The organism is Janthinobacterium violaceinigrum, from assembly GCF_009208555.1.
Classification (GTDB): domain Bacteria; phylum Pseudomonadota; class Gammaproteobacteria; order Burkholderiales; family Burkholderiaceae_D; genus Janthinobacterium; species Janthinobacterium violaceinigrum.
In genome coordinates this window covers 44,072-66,193 of the sequence record NZ_WFLI01000010.1, presented here as the reverse complement: position 1 = coordinate 66,193, position 22,122 = coordinate 44,072, and the positions used below count along the sequence as shown (strand labels likewise).

Annotated in this window: 20 protein-coding genes and 2 tRNA genes; 5 read left to right on the top strand and 17 right to left on the bottom strand. The window is 62.2% G+C overall.

Annotation, left to right across the window (positions count from 1 at the left end; all coding sequences use genetic code 11):
* Nucleotides 1–215: 215 nt before the first annotated feature.
* From xsc to hisC, 9 genes are all read right to left on the bottom strand, one after another.
* A complete protein-coding gene (gene xsc / locus GCN75_RS10955) occupies nucleotides 216–2,030 on the bottom strand; it encodes a sulfoacetaldehyde acetyltransferase (RefSeq protein WP_152282557.1) in 1,815 nt (604 codons plus the stop codon).
* Nucleotides 2,031–2,256: 226 nt separating this feature from the next.
* Complete coding sequence (locus tag GCN75_RS10950; RefSeq protein WP_152282556.1) at nucleotides 2,257–3,267, bottom strand: porin; 1,011 nt, start codon at nucleotides 3,265–3,267, stop codon at nucleotides 2,257–2,259.
* A gap of 83 nt (nucleotides 3,268–3,350) precedes the next feature.
* Nucleotides 3,351–4,160 carry a thiazole synthase gene (locus tag GCN75_RS10945; protein ID WP_152282555.1) on the bottom strand — a complete coding sequence of 270 codons (810 nt, stop codon included), beginning with the start codon at nucleotides 4,158–4,160 and terminating at the stop codon, nucleotides 3,351–3,353.
* Nucleotides 4,161–4,189: 29 nt separating this feature from the next.
* Nucleotides 4,190–5,539: a D-amino acid dehydrogenase gene (locus GCN75_RS10940; RefSeq protein ID WP_152282554.1), complete on the bottom strand. Its 1,350-nt coding sequence runs from the start codon at nucleotides 5,537–5,539 to the stop codon at nucleotides 4,190–4,192.
* Nucleotides 5,540–5,555: 16 nt separating this feature from the next.
* Complete coding sequence (locus GCN75_RS10935; protein WP_099664805.1) at nucleotides 5,556–6,620, bottom strand: YeiH family protein; 1,065 nt, start codon at nucleotides 6,618–6,620, stop codon at nucleotides 5,556–5,558.
* A 204-nt stretch (nucleotides 6,621–6,824) separates the two neighbouring features.
* Nucleotides 6,825–7,694, bottom strand: coding sequence for an NAD(P)-dependent oxidoreductase (locus GCN75_RS10930; protein ID WP_152282553.1), 870 nt, complete (start codon nucleotides 7,692–7,694; stop codon nucleotides 6,825–6,827).
* Nucleotides 7,695–7,774: 80 nt separating this feature from the next.
* The gene (locus GCN75_RS10925; RefSeq protein ID WP_152282552.1) at nucleotides 7,775–8,305 is read right to left on the bottom strand and encodes a DUF2812 domain-containing protein; all 531 of its coding nucleotides are present in this window, start codon (nucleotides 8,303–8,305) and stop codon (nucleotides 7,775–7,777) included.
* Nucleotides 8,306–8,316: 11 nt separating this feature from the next.
* On the bottom strand, nucleotides 8,317–8,646 hold the full coding sequence (locus tag GCN75_RS10920) for a PadR family transcriptional regulator (protein WP_152282551.1): 330 nt from the start codon (nucleotides 8,644–8,646) through the stop codon (nucleotides 8,317–8,319).
* 154 nt (nucleotides 8,647–8,800) lie between these two features.
* Nucleotides 8,801–9,856, bottom strand: a complete 1,056-nt coding sequence (gene hisC / locus GCN75_RS10915; protein ID WP_152282550.1) for a histidinol-phosphate transaminase — start codon at nucleotides 9,854–9,856, stop codon at nucleotides 8,801–8,803.
* 127 nt (nucleotides 9,857–9,983) lie between these two features.
* Between hisC and GCN75_RS10910 the strand changes: the two genes are divergently transcribed.
* Entirely contained in the window at nucleotides 9,984–10,604 is a 621-nt protein-coding gene (locus tag GCN75_RS10910; RefSeq protein ID WP_152282549.1) for a hypothetical protein, read from the top strand.
* Between the two features lie 162 nt (nucleotides 10,605–10,766).
* On the opposite strand, the gene GCN75_RS10905 is transcribed toward GCN75_RS10910, so the two are convergent.
* The 5 genes from GCN75_RS10905 to GCN75_RS10885 form a co-directional block, all read right to left on the bottom strand.
* Nucleotides 10,767–10,856, bottom strand: a tRNA-Ser gene (locus GCN75_RS10905).
* A 347-nt stretch (nucleotides 10,857–11,203) separates the two neighbouring features.
* Nucleotides 11,204–11,293: transfer RNA gene (locus GCN75_RS10900), tRNA-Ser, on the bottom strand.
* A 111-nt stretch (nucleotides 11,294–11,404) separates the two neighbouring features.
* Nucleotides 11,405–12,694, bottom strand: coding sequence for a serine--tRNA ligase (gene serS, locus GCN75_RS10895; protein WP_152282548.1), 1,290 nt, complete (start codon nucleotides 12,692–12,694; stop codon nucleotides 11,405–11,407).
* A 147-nt stretch (nucleotides 12,695–12,841) separates the two neighbouring features.
* On the bottom strand, nucleotides 12,842–13,045 hold the full coding sequence (locus GCN75_RS10890; protein ID WP_152282547.1) for a hypothetical protein: 204 nt from the start codon (nucleotides 13,043–13,045) through the stop codon (nucleotides 12,842–12,844).
* A gap of 149 nt (nucleotides 13,046–13,194) precedes the next feature.
* Nucleotides 13,195–14,616 carry an aminotransferase-like domain-containing protein gene (locus GCN75_RS10885; protein WP_152258178.1) on the bottom strand — a complete coding sequence of 474 codons (1,422 nt, stop codon included), beginning with the start codon at nucleotides 14,614–14,616 and terminating at the stop codon, nucleotides 13,195–13,197.
* A gap of 180 nt (nucleotides 14,617–14,796) precedes the next feature.
* On the opposite strand from GCN75_RS10885, the gene GCN75_RS10880 reads away from it, so the two are divergent.
* On the top strand, nucleotides 14,797–15,087 hold the full coding sequence (locus GCN75_RS10880) for a DUF2917 domain-containing protein (protein WP_193317457.1): 291 nt from the start codon (nucleotides 14,797–14,799) through the stop codon (nucleotides 15,085–15,087).
* Nucleotides 15,084–15,824, top strand: coding sequence for an NAD-dependent epimerase/dehydratase family protein (locus GCN75_RS10875; RefSeq protein WP_152282545.1), 741 nt, complete (start codon nucleotides 15,084–15,086; stop codon nucleotides 15,822–15,824). Before GCN75_RS10880 ends, GCN75_RS10875 begins: the two co-directional genes overlap by 4 nt.
* Before the next feature lie 3 nt (nucleotides 15,825–15,827).
* Here the strand turns inward: GCN75_RS10875 and GCN75_RS10870 are convergent, their stop codons facing one another.
* The 3 genes from GCN75_RS10870 to GCN75_RS10860 all read right to left on the bottom strand — a co-directional run bounded on the left by GCN75_RS10870 (nucleotide 15,828) and on the right by GCN75_RS10860 (nucleotide 20,235).
* Nucleotides 15,828–17,135 carry a replication-associated recombination protein A gene (locus GCN75_RS10870; RefSeq protein WP_152282544.1) on the bottom strand — a complete coding sequence of 436 codons (1,308 nt, stop codon included), beginning with the start codon at nucleotides 17,133–17,135 and terminating at the stop codon, nucleotides 15,828–15,830.
* A gap of 69 nt (nucleotides 17,136–17,204) precedes the next feature.
* Nucleotides 17,205–17,861, bottom strand: a complete 657-nt coding sequence (lolA, locus tag GCN75_RS10865; protein ID WP_152258174.1) for an outer membrane lipoprotein chaperone LolA — start codon at nucleotides 17,859–17,861, stop codon at nucleotides 17,205–17,207.
* Between the two features lie 19 nt (nucleotides 17,862–17,880).
* Nucleotides 17,881–20,235 carry a DNA translocase FtsK gene (locus tag GCN75_RS10860; RefSeq protein WP_152282543.1) on the bottom strand — a complete coding sequence of 785 codons (2,355 nt, stop codon included), beginning with the start codon at nucleotides 20,233–20,235 and terminating at the stop codon, nucleotides 17,881–17,883.
* A 216-nt stretch (nucleotides 20,236–20,451) separates the two neighbouring features.
* On the opposite strand from GCN75_RS10860, the gene trxB reads away from it, so the two are divergent.
* Complete coding sequence (trxB, locus tag GCN75_RS10855) at nucleotides 20,452–21,405, top strand: thioredoxin-disulfide reductase (RefSeq protein WP_034786153.1); 954 nt, start codon at nucleotides 20,452–20,454, stop codon at nucleotides 21,403–21,405.
* 7 nt (nucleotides 21,406–21,412) lie between these two features.
* Nucleotides 21,413–22,087: a Smr/MutS family protein gene (locus GCN75_RS10850; RefSeq protein ID WP_152282542.1), complete on the top strand. Its 675-nt coding sequence runs from the start codon at nucleotides 21,413–21,415 to the stop codon at nucleotides 22,085–22,087.
* Nucleotides 22,088–22,122 lie beyond the last annotated feature (35 nt).

The following is a 22,122-nucleotide window of genomic DNA, read 5'->3' as shown; positions in this document are numbered from 1 at the left end:
GGAACTCCAATTCGGTAAAAAAGTACCGGAACCATGGAAGCATGAAACATGGTTCCGGCACATAAAACCCGGCGCGATTGCCGGGGTCATACAAGGATCGGTCAGGGTGGTGTCGGATTACGCCGGGCCGAGGCCCGGCTAATCCGACCTACACAGTCGCGTAGGTTGGGTAGGTTGGATTAGCCCAGAGGGCGTAATCCAACAACACCAGCAAATCAGACGTAGTCTTTATATTTATCCAGGTGACGGATCGGCTTGCTCAGCGCATCGCGGCGGAACGGGTCGCCCAGCTCGCGCGTGCACATGATTTCAATGATGGTCGTCTTGCCTTCATTCATCTGCATGTCGATCGCCTTCTTCAGGGCCGGGCCCACGTCTTCCAGCTTGTCGACCGTGATGCCTTCGGCGCCCATGGCCCGCGCGATTTCCGCAAAGCTCTGGTTGTCCAGTTCTCCGGCGACGAAGCGGCGGTTGTAGAAATCCACCTGGTTTTTCTTTTCCGCGCCCCACTGGCGGTTGTGGAACACCACGGCCGTGACAGGAATGTTGTGGCGCACGCAGGTCATCGTTTCCATCAAGCTCATGCCCCAGGCGCCGTCGCCCGCATACGACACGGCCGGACGGTGCGGTGCGGCCACTTTCGCGCCGATGATGGTCGGGAAGGCATAGCCGCAGTTGCCAAAGCTCATCGCCGCAAAGAAGCTGCGCGGCTTTTCAAAGCGCAGGTAGCTGTTGGCCACCGAGTTGATGTTGCCGATGTCCGTCGACACCATCACGTCCTCCGGCATGGCTTTTTCCAGTTCGCGCAAGACCTGGCGCGGATGCAGGTAATTGCCCGGCTCTTTCTTCTGTTCCTCGATCATGTCCAGGCTGTACGCATCTTTTTCGTGCGTCCAGTTCGTCAATTCCTCTTCCCACGCGGCCTTCTCGGCCTGCACGGTGGCATAGCGGTCTTCGCGCGTGGCGTCGCAATCGAGCTTCTTGCCGTCCAGGCGGGACAGGATGGCCTTGGCCGCCGCCTTGGCGTCGCCGCAGATGCCCACCGAAATCTTTTTCACCAGGCCCAGCATCTTGTTGTCCGCATCGATCTGGATGATCTTCGCGTTTTTCGGCCAGTAATCCATGCCGTGCTGCGGCAGGGTGCCGAACGGTCCCAGGCGCGAACCGAGGGCCACGACGACGTCGGCCTGGGCGATCAGTTTCATCGCCGCCTTCGATCCTTGGTAGCCGAGCGGGCCGCACCACAGCGGGTGGCTGGCGGGGAAGGAGTCGTTGTGCAGATAGCTGTTGACGACGGGCGCACCGAGGCGCTCGGCCAGCGCCTTGCATTCCTCGATGGCTTCGCCCATGACGACGCCGCCGCCCGAGATGATCACAGGGAACTTGGCTTGCGCCAGCAGCTCGGCCGCATCGTCGAGGCTTTGTTCGCCACCCGCGCCGCGGTCCAGGCGGTTCGGTTTCGGGATCTCGGCCTTGATTTCGCCATAGAAATAGTCGCGCGGGATGTTCAGCTGCGTCGGCCCCATCTCCGACATGGCGCGGTCAAAACAGCGGCCCGTGAATTCCGCCATGCGGGCGGGATTGGTCACGTGGCCCTGGTATTTCGTAAATTCCTCGAACATGGGCAGCTGGTTCGCTTCCTGGAAGCCGCCCAGGCCCATGCTCATCGTGCCCGTTTCCGGCGTGATGATGACGACGGGAGTGTGCGCCCAGTAGGCGGCAGCGATGGCGGTCACGCAATTGCTGATGCCGGGACCGTTCTGGCCGATGACCACGCCATGGCGGCCCGAGACGCGGGCATAGCCGTCGGCCATGTGGCCCGCGCCCTGCTCGTGCACGACAGGGATCAGGCGGATGCCGGCCGGGGCAAAGATGTCCATCGGGTCCATGAAGGCCGAGCCCATGATGCCGAACATGTCGGTCACGCCATTGGCGGCCAGGGTTTCCACGAACGCTTCGGAAGGCGTCATCTTTTGCGGGCCAACGGGAACGGCAGCGGCGGCGGCTTTTTGGTCGGACAAATCGGTCATGGCTCAGTCTCCTTACAGTTTTATGAAAAATCGGTATATTTTGTTCCGATATTTGAAATACGTGTTCAATTTAACGGTTGCGAAATGCGCTGTCAATGAAAATTCACGAAAATTCGGACTGTTTCATTCCTGAATCCGGAATCCGTGAGCAAGGTCCATTCCTGAAACAACAATGGCGGCTTATCCGCAACAGATAAGCCGCCACCGGTGTCGCCTGCCGTGCGCCTTAGAACTTCAGGCGCATGCCGGCCGTGAAGGCGCTCGAGTTATGGCCGGGCAAGGGCACGCTGCCGCCGCTGGACGCGTCGCCGACGAAATTGGTGCCTGCGCCATCGTTGTTGATGCGGCCGTACGAGGTGTACAGATTCGTGCGTTTGGACAAGGCATAGGTGTAGCCGATGGCCAGCTGGCGCCCGCCGCGGCGCATATTCGTGCGGTCATCCTTGCGGATGTACGAGGCCATCACGCTGCCCGCCGCGCCCACGGGCGCCGACACGCCCAGCATGTAGTCGCGGAAATCCGTGCCCGCATCGTCCTTGTCCGTTTCATACGCGGCGTGCAGCTTGGCGGGGCCGAAGTCGTAGGTACCGCCCAGCAAGGTGACTTTCGCCGTGTTCAGCGGCGTGTCCTTGCGGTTGTCGTGGGCCAGGGTCAGCACGAGCGGGCCGTTGGCGTAATCGATGGAAAAGTCGATGGTGCGGCCCAGGGTGTTGCTGTCCGGCTTTTCGCCGAGGCCGTACATGACGGCAGCCGACAAGCCGTTCACCTTCGGCGTTTCGTACATGATGGAATTTTTCGTGCGCAGGCTGGCCACGCTCATCAGGTTGATCGAGGCGCCCGTCATGCCCGTCTCGAACGGGTCGATATTGTCCAGCGCGGTGAACAGCGGGTTGTGCTGCAAGCCGATATTCACGGCGCCGAAGCCGCCCGACAGGCCCACGTAGGCCTTGCGTCCGAACAAGGCGCCCTGGCGGTAGGCACCCGTGTCGAGGTCGAGACCATTTTCCAGCAAGAAATTGGCCTTCAGGTTGTTGCCCAGGTCTTCCGTGCCCTTGAAGCCGATGCGGCTGCCCGACTGCACGCCGGTGGCCAGCTTGGTGACGGAACCGTCCGCGCCGCCGTGTTCCGATGTGAGGCCCGCGTCGAGCAAGCCGTACACGGTGACGGACGACTGGGCGCTGGCGCTGCCGGCGAAGAATGTGGCCAGGATGGCCGCCGCTACGAGTGTGTGTTTCATGTCATCTCCAGATATTGTGGTTTTTATAAACGCTTGAAACGATAATCAACTACGGTGCTGCAACTACGGGTCAATGCGGCGGCTCAGGCGATCAGCCCGGCCATGGGCGACGAGGGCGAAGCGCTCATGGCGTTCGCTCTCCGGGGCATGCGTCCGGCCAGATAAGCCTCGCGCCCGCCCTGCACTGCCAGTTTCATGGCGCGCGCCATGCGTATCGGTTCGCGCGCCGCCGCGATGGCGGTATTCATCAGGATGCCGTCGCAGCCCAGCTCCATGGCGATAGCCGCGTCCGACGCCGTGCCCACGCCCGCGTCGACCAGCACGGGTACCGTGGCTTGCTCGATGATCAGGGACAAATTCCATGGATTCAGAATGCCCATGCCCGAGCCGATCAGTGACGCCAGCGGCATGACGGCGATGCAGCCCAGGTCTTCCAGCATGCGCGCCTGAATGGGGTCGTCGCTGCAATACACCATCACCTGGAAGCCGTCGCGCACCAGCTCCCCGGCCGCCTTCAAGGTTTCCGGCATGTTCGGGAACAGGGTCTTTTCATCGCCCAGCACTTCCAGCTTGCACAGCGGGTGGCCGCCCAGCAGCTCGCGCGCCAGTTGCAAGGTGTAGACGGCGTCGCGCGCGTTGTAGCAGCCGCCTGTGTTGGGCAGAATCGTGTATTTCGACGGCGGGATGAAGTCGAGCAGGTTGGGCTCGCCCTTTTCCTGGCCGATGTTGACCCTGCGTATCGTCACGGTGACGATCTCGGCGCCGCTCTCCTCGATGGCCAGGCGCGTTTCCTCGAAATCCTTGTACTTGCCCGTACCCACCAGCAGGCGCGACTGGTAGGTGGTGCCGGCCAGGGTCAGGCCGTTTTGTGCGGGGGTGGCGTCGTCTCTCATCGTGGTGCTCTCCTAAGTTAAAGCTGGGGTCAGTCCTTGCGGGATCGGAATGTGCCCCATTGGGGCATATTCCCCCGGCGGGTCTGACCCCGGAATGCCTCTGCCGCAGACTGCGGTGCCAAGCGTTGCCCGCAAAACGCAAAATCGACGTCGGGCCGCCTTCCCGACACGAGGTCGGCCAACGCCCTGCCCGCACCGCAGCCCATGGTCCAGCCCAGGGTGCCGTGGCCCGTGTTGAGAAACAGCTGGCGGTAGCGCGTGGCGCCGATGTAGGGCACGTTCGACGGCGTCAGGGGGCGCAGGCCGGCCCAGTAGACGGGATCGCTGTAATCGCAGGCATGGGGAAACAGCGCCTGCACGCGGCGCGTGATGGCGGCGCAGCGCAGCGGGTTCAGTTCGCGCGTGTAGCCGTTCAGCTCGCACGTGCCCGCCACGCGCAGGCGTTCGCCCAGGCGCGAAAACACGAGCTTGTGGCCGTCGTCCGTCAGCGAGACGGTCGGTGCGCTGACAGGGTCGAGAATCGGATAGGTGGCAGAGTATCCCTTGCCCGGATACAGCATCAGCCGGATGCCCAGCGGCTGCAGCAGGGGCGCGGAAAAGCTGCCCATGGCCACCACCACGGCATCGGCGTGCTCCAGGCGGTGGCGCCCTTGCGCGTCGATACACTCCGCGCCAGTGACTCTTTCGCCGTCTGCCAGCAAGCGCGTCACGGTGCTGCCGAAGCAAAAATCCACGCCGGCCGCGGCGGCGCGCGCGGCCAGCGCCGTGGTAAACAAGTGCACATCGCCCGACTCGTCGGTGGCCGTGAAGTCGCCGCCCACGATGCGGCTGCGCGCGTGGGCCAGGGCCGGCTCGATGCGGATCACCTCGTCGGCGCTGACGGTGTTGCGCGGGCAGCCCAGCTCGCGCAGCAGCGCGGCGCCGGACTGCGATTTATCAAACTCCTGCTGGTCCGTATAGAAATGCAGGATGCCCCGCTCCAGGTGGTCGTAAACGATGCCGGTTTCGCGGCGCAATGCCTGCAAACTCTGCCGGCTGTACTCGGCCAGCGCGACGATCTGGCGCATATTGCGCGCCACCCGCGACGGCAGGCATTCGCGCAGGTAGTGCAATACCCATTGCCATTGCAGCGGGTCCAGGCGGGGCCGGAACAGCAGCGGCGCGTCGTCCTTGCCCAGCCAGCGCACGACCTTGCGCAGGGTGGCGGGATTGGCCCACGGTTCCGCGTGCGAGACGGATATCTGTCCGCCGTTGCCGAAGCTCGTTTCCTGTGCGGCGCCCGCCTGGCGCTCGAGCACGCGCACGTCGTGGCCCGCCTGGCGCAAATACCAGGCCGTGGCCGTGCCGACCACGCCGGCGCCGAGGACAAGGATCTTCATGACGGACCCGGCTCGCTCAGCGCGTCAGCAGCACGGCGATGGCGACGAAAGCGGCGATCCACACGGTCTCCATCACCAGCATGATCACGGGACGCCAGCCCAGCGAAGCCAGCGACTGGAACGATGTCTTCACGCCCAGGGCTGCGATGGCGATGACGAGGCAGGCGCGCGAAGCATTGTTGATCCAGCCATTCACTTCCTGCGGAATCAGGCCCAGGCTGTTGGTAATCACCAGCCAGACAAAGCCGATCAGGAAGAACGGCACCAGCGGCGGCGCATCGACTTCGCTCTTGCCGTCCTTGCGCTTGAACATGATCGACAGGCCCAGCACGACGGGCACGAGGCAGGCCACGCGCGTCAGCTTGACGAAGGTGGCCACGTCGCCCGTGTGGTTGCTGACCAGATAGCCCGCCCCCACCACCTGCGCCACGTCATGGATGGTGCCGCCGATGAACACGCCCGCTTCCGTCGGGTCAAAGCCCAGCAGCTTGACCAGCAGCGGATAGACGATCATGGCCAGGGTGGATAGCGACGTCACGCCCACCACGGTGAGCAGGGTGAATTTTTCGTTTTCCTTGGTTTGCGGCAGCACGGCCGAGATGGCCAGCGCGGCCGAAGCGCCGCAGATGGCCACGGAGCCGCCCGACAAAATCCCTTCCGTGATGGGCCGCTTGAGCCACCTGGCCAGCATATAGCCGAAACCCAAGGTGGCGATCAGCCCGCCGACGACGATCAGCAAGGGCGTCACGCCGACCGAGGCGATCTGGTTGAAGGTGATGCGCGCGCCCAGCAGGGCCACGCCCGTGCGCAGCAGCACCTTGCTGCAAAACTCGATACCGGGCTTGCAGGTGGGATCGGACGCGAGGAAGTGGAAGGCCAGGCCGAAGAACAGCGCATACAGCAGCTGGGGGCCGCCGTAATTGCTGGAAATAAAGGTGGCCGACAGGGCAATCACCAGCGCAATGGCCACGCCGGGCCAGCTGCGCAGCACGGCGCGGGGACGCCAGATGGCGACGGCGGAAGACAGGTAGGGAATATTCTTGTCGACAACGCGTGTTATCGCTGAGGAGTTGGTTTTCATGCGGGTCCGCTCATAATGTTTTAAAAATTGGGACATTTCATCTCGTTTTTTAATAATACACGATGAGCTAGCGAAGTCCATGCTTTTCCATGAAAATCGAAACCGGATGTTCCGGAAACTGACGTTTTAATGACATGGACGCCGTAAACGACAAGCGGCGCGGCCCTTTGCAGGGACGCGCCGCCGTTGCTGGTGCTTGAAAGATTACTTTTTGTTCAGGCGGGTAATCAGGCTGGACGTATCAAAGCGGTTGCCGCCCGCCTGCTGCACTTCGCCATAGAACTGGTCCGTCAAGGTGGTCACGGGCAAGTCGCTGCCATTGCGCTTGGCTTCGGCGAGGCAGATGCCCAGGTCCTTGCGCATCAGGTCGACGGCGAAGCCGAAGTCGAACTTGCGCTCGATCATGGTCTTGCCCCGGTTTTCCAGCTGCCACGACTGCGCCGCGCCCTTGGAAATCACGTCCACCACCAAGGCCGCATCCAGGCCCGCGTTTTCCGCAAAGGCGATGCCTTCGCTCAAGGCTTGCACGAGGCCCGCGATGCAGATCTGGTTGACCATCTTCGTCAGCTGGCCGGAACCGGAGGCTCCCATATAGGTGACGGCGCGCGAGAACAGGGCGATGACGGGCTCGGCCCGGGCATACGCTTCCGCGTCGCCGCCCACCATCACCGTCAGCTTGCCGTTTTCCGCGCCCGCCTGGCCGCCGGACACGGGCGCGTCGAGGAAGAACACACCCTGCTCTTTCGCTGCCGCATGGATGGTGCGCGCCGCTTCGGCCGAGGCCGTCGTATGGTCGATCAGGATGCTGCCCGGCGCCATGGCGGACAGCAAGCCGCCCTCTTCCAGGATGACCTGGTACAGGTCGTTATCGTTGCCGATGCAGGTGAAGACGAACTCGGCGCCTGCTGCGGCCGCGGCCGGCGTGGCGGCGCTCTTGCCCTTGTGCTGTTCCAGCCAGGCGGCCGCGCGGGCCGGGTTGCGGTTGTACACGGTGACGTCGTGCCCGCCCGCCGCCAGGTGACCTGCCATAGGGAAACCCATGACGCCCAAACCGATGAATGCCACTTTTGCCATATTGTCCGTCCTGTCGATGTATGAATCCGATTATTGTTGCACAAATGGCCGTGCGTGGCAGTTGCCAGCGGCCGCTGCGTCTACAGCGCCTGCCTACGCAGGCGCTGCAGGCGGCCGATGGTGCGCCAGATCAGATAGGACATGGGCAAGACCAGGGCCAGCTGCACGCCCGTCAGCACCATGCGCAGCGTGTCCATCTCGCGGTCGCTGCTGCCCATAAGGTTGTACATCAACAACAAACCGGTGAGGCCGAAGTACGTCAGCAAGCGTTGCTGCCTGGCGATCTTCGATGGCGTATCCGTATAGATGTCATTCGGCTTGCCGTCTGCCGCAGGCTTGCGCCAGCAATAACTGCCCCACCAGCAAAACACCAGCTCCCAGCCGGCATCCTGGCAGAGCTGCTCATAATCGCTGCTGCGCTTCCATGCGGGAAACGAGTCGAAGCGGTAAACATTGTCGGCGGGTTCGCCCCGCACGAACGTAAACCGGCACGGCATGTGGAACTTCTGCAAATGCCATCCCGCCCGGGCCTGCGCGCGCAGCCATTCCTCGATGTGACCGTCATCGAGTTCGATGAACCATTTATACACATGCGACCGTTGTTCACTCATCCTGTTTCACCTCAGTATGTTGATAAGAATGGCGCATCCGCCTCACCCACGCGCACCATCACGCGCAAGCGCCGCAATTGCGCCAGCAGCACATGGCGCCCGAGGTCCGTCATGGTGTAGATCTTGCGCCGCTCGGCTTCCCGCACCATCTCGATCAGTCCCTGCTTTTCCAGGTTGGCAAATGCCCCGTACAGGGTGCCCGGGCCGATCTTGACGGCCCCTTCGCTGATAGCTTCGACCTGCTGCATGATGGCGTAGCCATGCGCCGGCTCGCGCAAGGCCAGCAGGATGTAGTACGTGGCTTCCGACAAGGGCAGCAGCTTTTCTATCGACGCATCCATTTTTCTCCCATAGTACGGACATCGGTATAGCGTGAATCGCTATATCGATCAACGATATAATATCACGCATGACTGCAATATCTATTCTTTTTGACAAGCAGGAAGGGGCTGGACGTCACCGCCGCCATGCACGGCGGCGGATGGGAGGGAGGAATTACACCAGATCGCGAAGCGCCGCCAGCAGGGCCGCGCATTCGCCCACGTTGCCGATGCTGATGCGCAAATATTGGCTGATGCGCGGCGCATTGAAATGGCGCACGATCACGGAACGGGCGCGCAAGCCGGCCGCCAGCTGCGCCGCGCCATGCTGCGGGTGATGGGCAAACACGAAGTTGGCCACCGATGGCAGCACCTCGAAGCCCAGCGCCGCCAGGTCCGCCGTCAGCTGTTCGCGGCTGGCGATGACGGCCTGGCGCGTCTGCTGGAAATACGCTTCGTCGCGCAGCGAGGCGACGGCGCCGGCCAGGGCCAGCCGGTCCAGCGGATACGAGTTGAAACTGTTCTTCACCCGTTCCAGCGCCTCGATCAAGTCCGGATGCCCGAAGGCGGACCCCACGCGCAAACCGGCCAACGAGCGCGATTTCGAGAACGTCTGCACCACCAGCAGGTTCGGATAACGGTCGACCAGGGCCACGGCACTGTCGCCGCCGAAATCCACATACGCTTCATCGACCACCACCACGGCGTCGAGATGCTCGCGCAACAGGGTTTCCACGCCGGCCAGCGGCAAGTCCACGCCCGTGGGCGCATTGGGATTGGGGAAGATGATGGCGCCGCATGGCCCCTGGTAGTCTTGCGGACGGATGCGCATGGACTCGTCGAGTGCTACCGTGCGGTAATCGATGCCATACAGCTTGCAATACACGGGATAGAAGCTGTAGCTGATGTCGGGGAACAGCAGCGGCGCATCGTGCTTGAGCAGGGCCATGAAAGCCAGCGCCAGCACTTCGTCGGAACCATTGCCGACGAACACTTGCGCGCTGTTCAGGCCATGGTAGTCGGCCAGGGTTTGCTTCAGTTCGCTCGCCGTGGGATCCGGGTACAGGCGCAGGCTGTCGTTGGCAGCTTCGCGCAGCGCTGCCAGCACGTGCGGCGACGGGCCGTAGGGATTTTCGTTGGTGTTGAGTTTGACCAGGTCGGGCAGCTTCGGCTGCTCGCCGGGGACGTAGGGGGTCAGCTCGCTGACGATGGTGCTCCAGAATCGGCTCATTGCTTGGGTTCGCGGGATGGGGGGATCGGGTAGATTACCATAGGCTGAGGAGGGTCAAGGCGGGCGCCATCGGCAAGGGGTAGCGTGGACAGCATCGGCATCGGCCCCAGACTGAAGAGGACGTGGCATGAACAGCATGCACAAGCTGAGCGATACGCGGTCGCGGCATGGCGCGCTGACGCAACAGTCACGCCAGCGCAAGATCAATGCGTGGCTGCAGGTCGCAGCCAGTCTCAGCGAACAGATCACCGTCGAATTGCAGACTGCCACAGACCAGCTACAGGGCGAAGAAATCGCCGACTTGCAGCACGTGATGGCGCTGGCGCAACGCTTGGCAAGCAATAGCAAAGCCATGCGCGATACCCTCGGGACACTGTTTGACAGCGGTGAAAAAAGCGAGGAGCATTCAGTGACAAGCACGGAGGATGACGCCATGGACGAGCAAGTCAACGCACTGGCAAAAGACATGGCCAGTGTAAAACTGGACGTTAAGGATATAAACGCCGATGTGGCTGACATCAAGGTGGATGTGGCTGGTCTCAAGGTGGATGTTGCTGACGTGAAAACGGATGTCGGCGTTCTCAAGACGGATGTCAGTGGCTTGAAACTGGACCTCGCTGTGGTGCGCTCCAATTATGCGACCAGGTCCGATGTGGCTGAGGCGAAGTCGGCTGTCATCCTGTCGTGTGTGGGAACGATCATTGCCATGGCGGGCGTGGCGTTTGCGGTGGCGAGGCTCGTGCACTAGCTTGCGGTAGTGGGCGGCTGGCTTTTCAACCCTGAATGGAGGAAAAATCGCCTTGCGCTGCGCGCTTTGGGCGGTTTTTCTACCTGGACTTGATGCGCTGGTGGCTGGCATCTGTTGTGGGCATAAAAAAAGCTCCCTTGCGGGAGCTTTTTTTATGTATTCTGGCGGAGAGGGTGGGATTCGAACCCACGGTACGATTTAACGTACGCTTGATTTCGAGTCAAGTACATTCGACCACTCTGCCACCTCTCCGTTTACTGCGGTCTATTCATTCAAACTGGCGTGCCTGTTTGAACGAGGCGCTATTTTAGCATGGGGATTGTTCAGTTGGGTAGGGGTTTTATTGGCGATTTGCAACTGCGGGCGGCTAGCCCAAGCAAAAAACCAATTGGGCGATTCGGAGAGCCTCGCCCAAGGAGCGGCTCGTCTTTGCAGGCGCCGCCTTGGTGCATGCGTGAAAACCAATTTGACGATTCGGGGAGCCTCGCGCGAATACGCGCTCGTCTTCGAATCCCACGCGCAAGGCGCGCAGGCGCCTTGCTCCTCTTCGCCGCCACAAATAAAAAAAGCTCCCTTGCGGGAGCTTTTTTTATTTGTTCTGGCGGAGAGGGTGGGATTCGAACCCACGGTACGATTTAACGTACGCTTGATTTCGAGTCAAGTACATTCGACCACTCTGCCACCTCTCCATTTGCTGCGGTCTTTTCCTGCATTGCTGCGGGAAGGCAAGATTATAGCAGCCGCTTGAGAAAATGGAAGGACTATTTTGCGCCTTCCATTCACCGGGCTGCCTGAAGCTTTTATGCCTTCAGATGCGTCAGGCCGCCCATATACGGACGCAGCACTGGCGGGATCTCGACGCTGCCGTCTGCCTGCTGGTAGTTTTCCAACACGGCGACCAGGGTGCGGCCCACTGCCAGGCCGGAGCCGTTCAGGGTGTGCACCAGTTCCGGCTTGCCGGCCGCGTTGCGGAAACGCGCCTGCATGCGGCGGGCCTGGAAGGCTTCCGTGTTCGACAGGGACGAGATTTCGCGGTAGGTGTTCTGCGCCGGCAGCCACACTTCCAGGTCGAAGGTCTTGGTGGCCGTAAAGCCCATGTCGCCCGTGCACAGCGACATCACGCGGTATGGCAAGCCCAGGCGTTGCAGAATCGTTTCCGCGTGGCCGACCATTTCTTCCAGCACCTGGTACGACGTGTCCGGATGCACGACCTGTACCATTTCCACCTTGTCGAACTGGTGCTGGCGGATCATGCCGCGCGTGTCGCGGCCGTAGCTGCCCGCTTCCGAGCGGAAGCATGGCGTATGGGCCGTCATTTTCAGGGGCAGCTGGTCAAGCGCCAGGATCTCGTCGCGCGCGATGTTGGTCAGCGACACTTCCGAGGTGGGGATCAGGTAGAAGGTCTCGCCCTCGCCTTCCACGCCGCCTTTTTTCACCGAGAACAGATCGGCTTCGAATTTCGGCAGCTGGCCCGTGCCGCGCAGCGAATCGGCATTGACCATGTAAGGGGTATAGCATTCCGTGTAGCCATGCTCGTCCACGTGCGTGTTGAGCATGAATTGCGCCAGCGCGCGGTGCAGGCGGGCGATGCCGCCCTTCATGACGGAGAAGCGCGAACCGGTCAGCTTGGTGGCCACTTCGAAGTCCAGGCCCAGCGGGGCGCCCACGTCGACGTGATCCTTGACTTCGAAATCGAAGGTGCGCGGCGTGCCCACTTTGCGCACTTCCACGTTGCCCGACTCGTCCGTACCCACGGGGGCCGATTCGTGCGGCAGGTTCGGCACGGCCATGATGAATTCGCTCAGCTTGGCTTGCACGAGGGTCAGCGCTGCTTCATCGGCTTTCAATTCGTCGCCCAGGCCAGCCACTTGCGCCATCACGACCGAGGTGTCTTCCCCCTTGCCTTTCAACATGCCGATTTGCTTGGACAGCGCGTTGCGCTTGCCCTGCAGCTCTTCGGTGCGCGTCTGGATCGCCTTGCGTTCGGCTTCGAGGGCGTTGAAACCTGCCACGTCGAGCTGGAATTTGCGCGTTGCCAGGCGGGCGGCAACAGTGGCGATGTCTTTACGGAGAAGTTGGATATCTATCATGGGTGGATGGCGGTGCCGATGTATCGAAAGCATCCATTGTACCAAGACCCGTTCAGTTCATTATGAGTTTTGCACACGGCCCGCCATCGTCATGGCAGCCTGGCTGGGCACCCGCGCCCGCTTTACATCCGATGCTCAGGCTGGCGCTCAGATAAAGGCCGCTTTTTCGGCAGCCGTCAGGCGGCGGGCGCTGACGGTAACGACCGGCATCTTGCTGTCGGCAGCCTGGGCGATCACGGTGCTGCTGGCGCTCACCTCGACCGTATTCGCGCCGGCGGTGGCGAAGCTGGTGCCGATCGCGATGACGGCGGCGGCGATAAAGGCGATTTCCATGTTTTTCAGTGCGTTCATGATGTAACTCCTGGTTGGTTTGTTTATTTGACTGCGCTTGGTATGGTGGTACTTTAGCCAACGCGTAGGCAAGACGCCACCGGCTTGCGACCAGCGGCGAAAAACAGGGAGCGAACGGTGAAAAACGGGGACTGAAGCGCGGGGAACAGTTACAAGGCGTCCTTGACCAGACGCCCCAGACGGCCGATAGCCTGCTCGATGCGCGGCGTCCACGCATTGCCGCAATTGAGGCGCAGATAATTGCCGAACTTGCCCGAAGCCGAGAACAACTGGCCCGGCATATACGCCACGCCTTCCGCGATGGCCTGGCCGTGCAGGGCCAGCGCATCGACTTGCGGCGGCATCTGTACCCACAGCACAAAACCGCCCTGCGGCTCGGACAGCATGCAGTCCGCCGGAAAGTGCGCCGCCACGGCGTCGGACATGCGCGCGATGCGCTGCACCAGCGTGCGCCGCATCTTGCGCAATTGCTGGTCGTAGCTGCTGCCTTCCAAAAAGTCGGCCAGCACGGCCTGGAAGAAATGGCTGGTGGCACCGCTCGACACGGTCTTGAGCAGGGCCACTTCCTGGGCGAAACGCCCGGCCAGCACGTAGCCCACGCGCGACGCGGGCGTGATGGCCTTGGAAAACGAGGAGCACAATAAGACGTTGCCGCTCGTGTCGTAGGCTTTCACGGGCCACGGACGCTGCGGTGCAAAGCACAGGTCGCCATACACGTCGTCTTCCACCAACGGAATATTGAATTCCGACAGCAGGCCCGCCAGCCGCTTCTTGTTTGCTTCCGGCATGACGCAACCGAGCGGATTGTTCGCGTTCGGCACGAACAGACACGCTTGCACGAGGCCGGCGCGCAGGGCCAGCTCCAGCGCGTCGAGCGACGGTCCCGTCTTCGGGTCGGTGGGAATTTCCAGCGCCTTCATGCCCAGGCTTTCGATCATCTGCAGCAGCACGAAATACGTGGCCGACTCGATGGCGATGGTGTCGCCCGGCTTGGCCACGGCGCGCAGGCACAGGCTGATCGCTTCCGTGCAGGAATTCGTCACGACGATTTCTTGCGGGTCCAGCTTGCCCCAGTCCAGCGCGCGACGCGTGACCTGGCGCAGGAAATTGCCTTCGCTGATGTCATAGCAGCTGACCTTGCTGAGCAGGACGGGATCGCGCCGCGCCACGGCGCTGATGGTGCGCTGCATGCGTTTGATGGGCAGAATCTCGTCGGGCGGCCAGGCCGTGCCCAGCTGCACCACGTCGCGCGTCTCGTTCTCCTTCAGCACGCGCATCAAGAGGTTGTTGATGCCGACAAAGGCCGGCTCCTTCAAGTGCTGGGCGTCCGCGCTGCAGGGCCGGCGCGGCGCCCGGTGGCGCACGAAATAGCCGGACTGGGGCCGCGCATCGACCTGCCCCCGGTCTTCCATCAGGCGCAAGGCTTGCATCACGGTACTGATGGAGATGCGCTTTTGCTGCGCCAGGTGGCGGATCGACGGCAGGCGGTCGCCGGGCGCGAATACGCGCGCGTCGATCAGGGCGCCCAGCTCGTTGGCCAGATGCTCGTACAGATTCGTGTGCGTACTCATGTTCATCCCTTCAGTATGCGGCTGCCGCGCGTGGCCCGCACAGATACAGTTACCGAGTTTTTTGACAAGCACAGTGTACGATGAAGTGCACTGTATTCATCACAATTTCGTTTTCCTGCATCTGTCATGGTTGGCAGCAAGGGCCTAAGCTGTTCCTGTCAGCACAACAGGAGCGATGCCATGCATACCGACCATGAATTACGCAGCGAACGGCCCTTGCGCCTGGAAAAAGCGCATGCGAAGGTGATCGAATGCCTGTCCGGCACGGCGTGGATCACGGCCTACGCCCAGTTCGAGGATTGCGTGCTGCGCAGCGGCGAGCGCTACACGATCCCGAATGACGGCCTGGTGCTGGTCGAAGCCGTGGGTAGCGGACACATCCGCGTCCATGGCACGGCCGCACCGCGTCCCGCCCTGCTGCGCTGGCTGAACCTGGCACTGCCTCACACCTTGCATATTAGGAATACATGACTCAAGCATCACCACTGCGCGTCCTCGTCACGGGCGCCGCCGGCGTCATCGGCACCGTTTTCTGGAAGCGCCGGCACGGGGAATTCTCCCTGCGCCTGGCCGACCTGCACACTGACGGGCTGGCGCCAGCGCCCTGCCCGTCCATTCCGCTCGACGTGGGCGACTACGCCGCCTGCCTGGCCGCCTGCGCCGATATCGACGTGGTGCTGCACCTGGCCGGCGTGCCCCATGCCAGCGCCGACTTCGACACGCAGCTGCTGCAGCCGAACATCATCGGCACGCACAACATCTTCCGCGCGGCACAGGCGCAAGGCGTGAAAAGAGTGGTGTTTGCCAGCAGTGCGCAAGCCATCGAAGGCTATCCGCTCGATGTGCAGGTGCACGAGCACATGCCGGCCCGGCCCGCCAATATGTATGGCGCCAGCAAGGCCTTCGGCGAAGGCGTGGCCTCCGCGTTCGCGCACCAGCATGGCATGACGGCGATTGCCGTGCGCATCGCCAACGTGGCGCGGTTTGAGCATGGTCAACAGCACAGCGCACGCGACATCGCCGCCTTCATCAGCGAACGCGACGTGGTGCAGTTGCTGGCCCGTTGCATCAGCGCTGACGTGCCGCCCGGCTACCACGTCGTGCATGGCGTGTCGGACAACCGCTACAAGCGGCTGTCGATTGCGGCGACGCGCCAGCTGGTGGGCTACGCGCCGCAGGATGACGGTTTTACTTTGCTGGGCCTGTAAGCCTCAGCCCTTCCCTGCCTTCCTGTCCAGCTCGCGCAACCACGCCAATTTATCGGCGATCTTGCTTTCCAGGCCGCGGGGCACGGGCTGGTACCAGCCCGGCTCCGCCATGCCGTCCGGAAAATATGTTTCTCCTGCCGCATAGGCATCGGGCTCGTCATGCGCGTAGCGGTAGGCGTGGCCGTAGCCCAGTTCCTTCATCAGCTTGGTCGGCGCATTACGCAAGTGCACGGGCACTTCCTTCGATTTATCTTTCTTGACGAAGGCCATGGCCGTGTTGAAGGCGTTGTAGCCGGCATTGCTCTTCGCGGCAATGGCCAGGTAGATCACGGCCTGGCCCAGCGCCAGCTCGCCTTCTGGCGAACCCAGGCGTTCATACGTTTCCGCCGCGTCGTTGGCCATGGTCAGGGCGCGGGGGTCGGCCAGGCCGATGTCTTCCCAGGCCATGCGCACGATGCGCCGCGACAGGTAGCGGGGGTCGGCGCCGCCGTCGATCATGCGGCAAAACCAGTACAGGGCCGCATCGGGGTTCGAACCGCGCACGGACTTGTGCAGGGCAGAAATCTGGTCATAGAAATTGTCGCCGCCCTTGTCGAAACGGCGCGAATTGAGGGTCAGCGCGTTGTCGACGAAAGCCGCGTCGATCGTGGTCGTGCCCGTCGAGCTGGCGGCCGTCTCGGCCTGCTCCAGCAAGTTCAAGAAGCGCCGCGCATCGCCATCCGCATAGCCGATCAGGGTGTCGGCCGCCGCTGCGTCAAACGTCAGGTGCGTCAGGGCCGTCGACTGCGCCTTGGCCAGCAACTGCTTCATCTCGTCTTCGTTGAGCGATTTGAGTACATACACTTGCGCGCGCGACAGCAGCGCCGAATTGACTTCAAAGCTGGGGTTTTCCGTCGTCGCGCCGATGAAGGTCACGAGGCCCGATTCCACGAAGGGCAGCAAGGCGTCCTGCTGCGACTTGTTAAACCGGTGGATTTCATCGACGAACAATAAAGTGTGCTTGCCGAACTGGTCCAGGCTGTGGCGGGCCTGGTCCATGGCGGCGCGGATATCTTTTACGCCGGCAAACACGGCCGACAGCGCGATGAATTCGCTGTCGAACGCGTTCGCCATCAGGCGCGCCAGGGTGGTCTTGCCCACGCCGGGCGGTCCCCAGAGGATCATCGAATGGGCCTTGCCCGCCTCGAACGCGAGGCGCAGCGGCTTGCCCGCGCCCAGCAAATGCGTCTGGCCGATGACTTCGTTCAGGGTGGATGGCCGCAAGGCTTCGGCCAGCGGCTGGCGCGGTGCGGTGGAAAAGAGATCCGCCATAATATTTACCGGGTAAGAATGCAAAGGCCCCGCATGGTGCGAGGCCGGTCAATGACAGTCTGCGAAAAATTAATTATTAATCACATCCGCGCCCTTGGGCATGACAAATTTAAAGTGATCGGCGGATAAGGCCGGATTTTTCTGGAAGTTCTTGAACGCCAGCACCGACGTCTGACCGAACGAGTCGCGCAATTCCATCGCTTCGGGCACGCCGTTGCGCAGGCCGATGGTGATTTCGTCGAACGTCGTATCCTTGGCTTTCGGCGTGGCTTTCAGCCATTCCAGGCCGTCGCGCGTACCCGCTTCCGCCAGGGTGAAATTCTTTTCCAGGTCGTTGCTGCCAAACAGGATGGCAGCGGGCGAAGAACCGAGCGCGTCGCCCAGTTTCTTGACCGTCACCTGGCTCAAGTCCTTGTCGTAGATATACAGCTTGTCGCCGTCCGCTTGCAGCAGCTGCTCGTACGGCTTCAGATAAGTCCAGATGAACTTGCCTGGGCGGGCAAACTCGAAGGTGCCGCTGGCTGGCGTCGACACTTTCGCCTTGCCGCTGGCGTCCGCCTTCTTGACCTGGCGCTGCACGAACTCGCCCTTGGCCGACTTGGTGCCGGCGGCAAAGCTCTTGAATTGCTCGAGGGCGCTGGCCGAGGCGCTGGCCGCGAACAGCAGGCTGCAGGCGACACTGGCCGCACCGATCATCATTTTTGCTGCGAAAGTCGTGTTCTGCATTCTTTCTATCCTTCTTGTCTTATTCCGCACTGGCCGCCGGCACCAGGATGTCCCGGTTGCCGTTGGATTGCATGGTTGATACCACCCCGCTCTGCTCCATCTGCTCAAGCAGGCGGGCGGCGCGGTTGTAGCCGATGCGCAAATGACGCTGCACCAGCGAAATCGAGGCGCGGCGGTTTTTCAGCACCACCGCCACGGCCTGGTCGTACAGGGCATCGGCCTCGCCGCCGCCCTCGCCCGGCACGCCGCCTTCGGCGCCGTCGCCTTCCAGGGTGCCGCCTTCGAGGATGCCCTCGATGTAATTCGGTTCGCCCTGCAGCTTCAAATGGCTGACGACGCGGTGGACTTCCTCATCGGAAACAAACGCGCCGTGCACGCGCATCGGCAAGCCGGTGCCGGGCGGCATGTACAGCATGTCGCCCATGCCCAGCAGGGTTTCCGCGCCCATCTGGTCGAGAATGGTGCGCGAGTCGATCTTGGACGACACCTGGAAGGCGATACGCGTGGGAATGTTCGCCTTGATCAAGCCCGTGATCACATCTACAGATGGGCGCTGAGTGGCCAGAATCAAGTGCAAGCCGGCGGCGCGCGCCTTTTGCGCGATACGCGCGATCAATTCCTCGACTTTTTTGCCCACCACCATCATCAGATCGGCCAGCTCGTCGATGATGATGACGATGGTCGGCAGTTTTTCCAGCGGTTCCGGCGAATCCGGCGTCAGGCTGAACGGATTCGGGATGTGCTCTTCGCGCTTTTTCGCGTCGGCAATCTTGGCGTTGTAGCCGGCCAGGTTACGCACGCCCATCTTGCTCATCAGCTTGTAGCGGCGTTCCATCTCGTTCACGGCCCAGTTCAGCGCATGGCCGGCCTGGCGCATGTCCGTCACGACGGGCGCCAGCAAATGGGGAATGCCTTCGTAGACGGACATTTCCAGCATCTTCGGATCGATCAGGATCAGGCGCACGTCGAGCGGGTCGGATTTGTACAGCAGCGACAGGATCGTCGCATTGATGCCCACGGATTTGCCGGAACCGGTGGTACCGGCCACCAGCAAGTGGGGCATCTTGGCCAGGTCGGCCACGACGGGCTTGCCCGCGATATCCTTGCCCAGCGCAATCGTCAGGCTGGACACGCCATCGTTGTAGACCTTGGAGCCGAGGATTTCCGTCAGGCGCACGATCTGGCGCTTGCTGTTCGGCAACTCCAAAGCCATGTAATTCTTGCCGGGAATGGTTTCCACCACGCGGATGGACGTGAGCGACAGCGAACGGGCCAGGTCGCGCGCCAGGCCCACGATCTGGCTGCCCTTGACGCCCGTGGCCGGCTCGATTTCATAGCGCGTGACGACGGGCCCGGGGTAAGCGGCCACTACCTTGGCATCCACGCCAAAGTCCGACAATTTCTTTTCGATCAGACGGCTCGTGAATTCCAGCGTTTCCACGGACACCGTTTCCACCACGGGCGGCGCTTCGTCCAGCAGCGACAGGGGCGGCAGCTTGCCATCGCCCAGGCCTTCGAACAGATGGGCCTGGCGCTCTTTTTCCACGCGTTCCGATTTCACCACGGTCACCACCTGCGGCTCGATCTTCATGGGCGGCGCAGCCACGTGCTTTTCCACGTGCTTGGCCCGTTCGATGACCACCACTTCGTCGCGGCGCACGGCGGCCACTTCGCCCTGGCGACGGTCTTCGCGGTCCTGGTAGCGCAGCACGAACCAGTTGAAAGCGTCTTCGATGGCACCGCCGATGCGCTCGGCCACTTGCAGCCAGGACACATGGAAGAACAGGCTGAAACCGAGGCCGAACAGCAGCAACAGTAATAAAGTGGCGCCCGTGAAACCAAAGGCCACGTGGGCCGAGTGGCCCACTAGCTGGCCCAGCACGCCGCCCGGCTCGCGCGGCAGCTGCACGTGCAGGCTTTTCGCCATGCGCAGGTATTCGAGGCCCATGCTGCCGATCAGCATGATGGAAAAGCCGACGATGCGGATCAGCATCTCGACATGGTGCTCGCGCTCCACGTCTTCCTCTTCCAGCAGGAAGCGCTTACTCAGGCGGCGATAGCCATTCCACACCGTGCGCAGCAGCCAGACGCACCACCACCAGGCGGAAAAGCCGAAGATATACAGCAACAGATCGGACAGGGTCGCGCCCAGCTTGCCGCCCAGGTTGGCGACCTTGTCGACGGACGTGGCATGCGACCAGCCCGGGTCGAGCTTGTGGAAGCTGGCCAGTATCAGCACGAAATACAGGGCAAACGCGGCCAGCGCGAACCAGCGCGCCTCGGACAGCAGCCGCACCAGCCGGTTGGGCAGGGGCCGGCGTTCGACCGGTTTACGGGTGTAGCTATTTTGATTGGCCTGGGCTGGTTTAGTCATTCTGGGAAGCGCTGCAAGGTGAAAAATGTTTCTGAAAGGGAATTTCCCATAATAAGGAAGTATTCTAAGCCATATATGCCCCGGGCGGCCCCACGATTCGTCGCCACAGGCGGCTTGGTCTATAATCGGGGATTGCTTGCGCAAGCGCAATACGCCCTTGTTCTTCGCGCGTATGCCCCCAATTCGGATAGACCCCACTCATAGAGAAGCCTCATTATGACCACTACCAAACACGCCCGCGTTTTGATCCTCGGCTCCGGCCCCGCCGGCTACAGCGCCGCCGTCTACGCCGCGCGCGCCAACCTGAACCCGATGCTGGTGACCGGCGTGGAACAAGGCGGCCAGCTGATGACCACCACCGACGTGGAAAACTGGCCCGGCGACCCCATGGGCGTGCAAGGCCCGGACCTGATGCAGCGCTTGCTGCAGCACGCCGAGCGCTTCAATACGGAAATCGTGTTTGACCACATCCACACCACGTTCCTGAACGAAAAACCGATCCGCCTGAAGGGCGACAGCCACGAATACACGTGCGACACCCTGATCATCGCCACGGGCGCGTCCGCGCAATACCTGGGCCTGCCATCGGAAGCGGAATTCATGGGCAAGGGCGTGTCCGCCTGCGCCACCTGCGATGGTTTCTTCTACCGCAACCAGGAAGTGGCCGTAGTCGGCGGCGGCAATACGGCCGTGGAAGAAGCGCTGTACCTGTCGAATATCGCCAATAAAGTCACCCTGATCCACCGCCGCGACAAGTTCCGCGCGGAAGCGATCCTGATCGACCGCCTGAACGCCAAGGTTGCCGAAGGCAAGATCGTGTTGAAATATAACCACACCCTGGACGAAGTGACGGGCAACGAAGGCGGCGTCACGGGCCTGAACATCAAATCGACCATCGACGGCAAGGTCGAGGCATTGAGCGTGCACGGCGTATTCATCGCCATCGGCCACAAGCCGAACACGGGCATCTTCGAAGGCCAGCTGGAAATGCACAACGGCTACATCAAGACGAAAACGGGCCTGGAAGGCATGGCCACCGCCACCAGCGCGCCGGGCGTGTTTGCCGCCGGCGACGTGCAGGACCATATCTACCGCCAGGCCATCACCAGCGCCGGTACGGGTTGCATGGCAGCACTGGACGCCCAGCGCTACCTGGAAGGCCAGGAGTAAGCGTCGCATGGCGTCGATGAAAGACTTTGCCGACCTGAAAGCGGTCAGCAAGCAGCTCAAGGAACAGGCGGACGCGCGCGCCCAGGCTGAAGCGGAGCGCGCCAGGCAAGTCCAGGTGCAGGCCGTGGAAAGCAATCTGTTCAAGGCCAGCATCGGCGGCGTCAAGCGCCTGCCCGAGTCGGACCGCTACGTGCCCAGCCTGCCGAAGACGGGTACGGCAAGCGCCCAGCAGCCGGCGCGCAAGCTGACGCCGGCAGAGGACGACGCGGCCGTGCTGCGCGAGTCGCTGTCGGACTTGTTCGAGGTCGACCATTACCTGGAAAACGATCCCGCCCTGAACTACGCCCGCCCCGGCGTGGGACCGGACGTGGTCAAGAAGATGCGCAAGGGCCACTGGCCCATCCAGGATGAGCTGGACTTGCACGGCTTGCGCCGCGACGAGGCACGCGACGGCATCGGCGCCTTCCTGAACCAGGCGGCGCGGCGCAAGCTGCGCTGCGTGCGCGTGATCCACGGCAAGGGTTTCGGCTCGAAAGGCCAGGAACCGGTCTTGAAATCGATGGTGCACAGCTGGCTCGTGCAAAAGGATGAAGTCATCGCCTTTTGCCAGGCACGCCGCTCCGAAGGGGGCGATGGCGCCCTCGTCGTGCTGCTCTCGGCAGCCTTGCAGCCCATCCGCTAGGCTTGACAGCAAGCAATTACCATTCAGTCACCAGT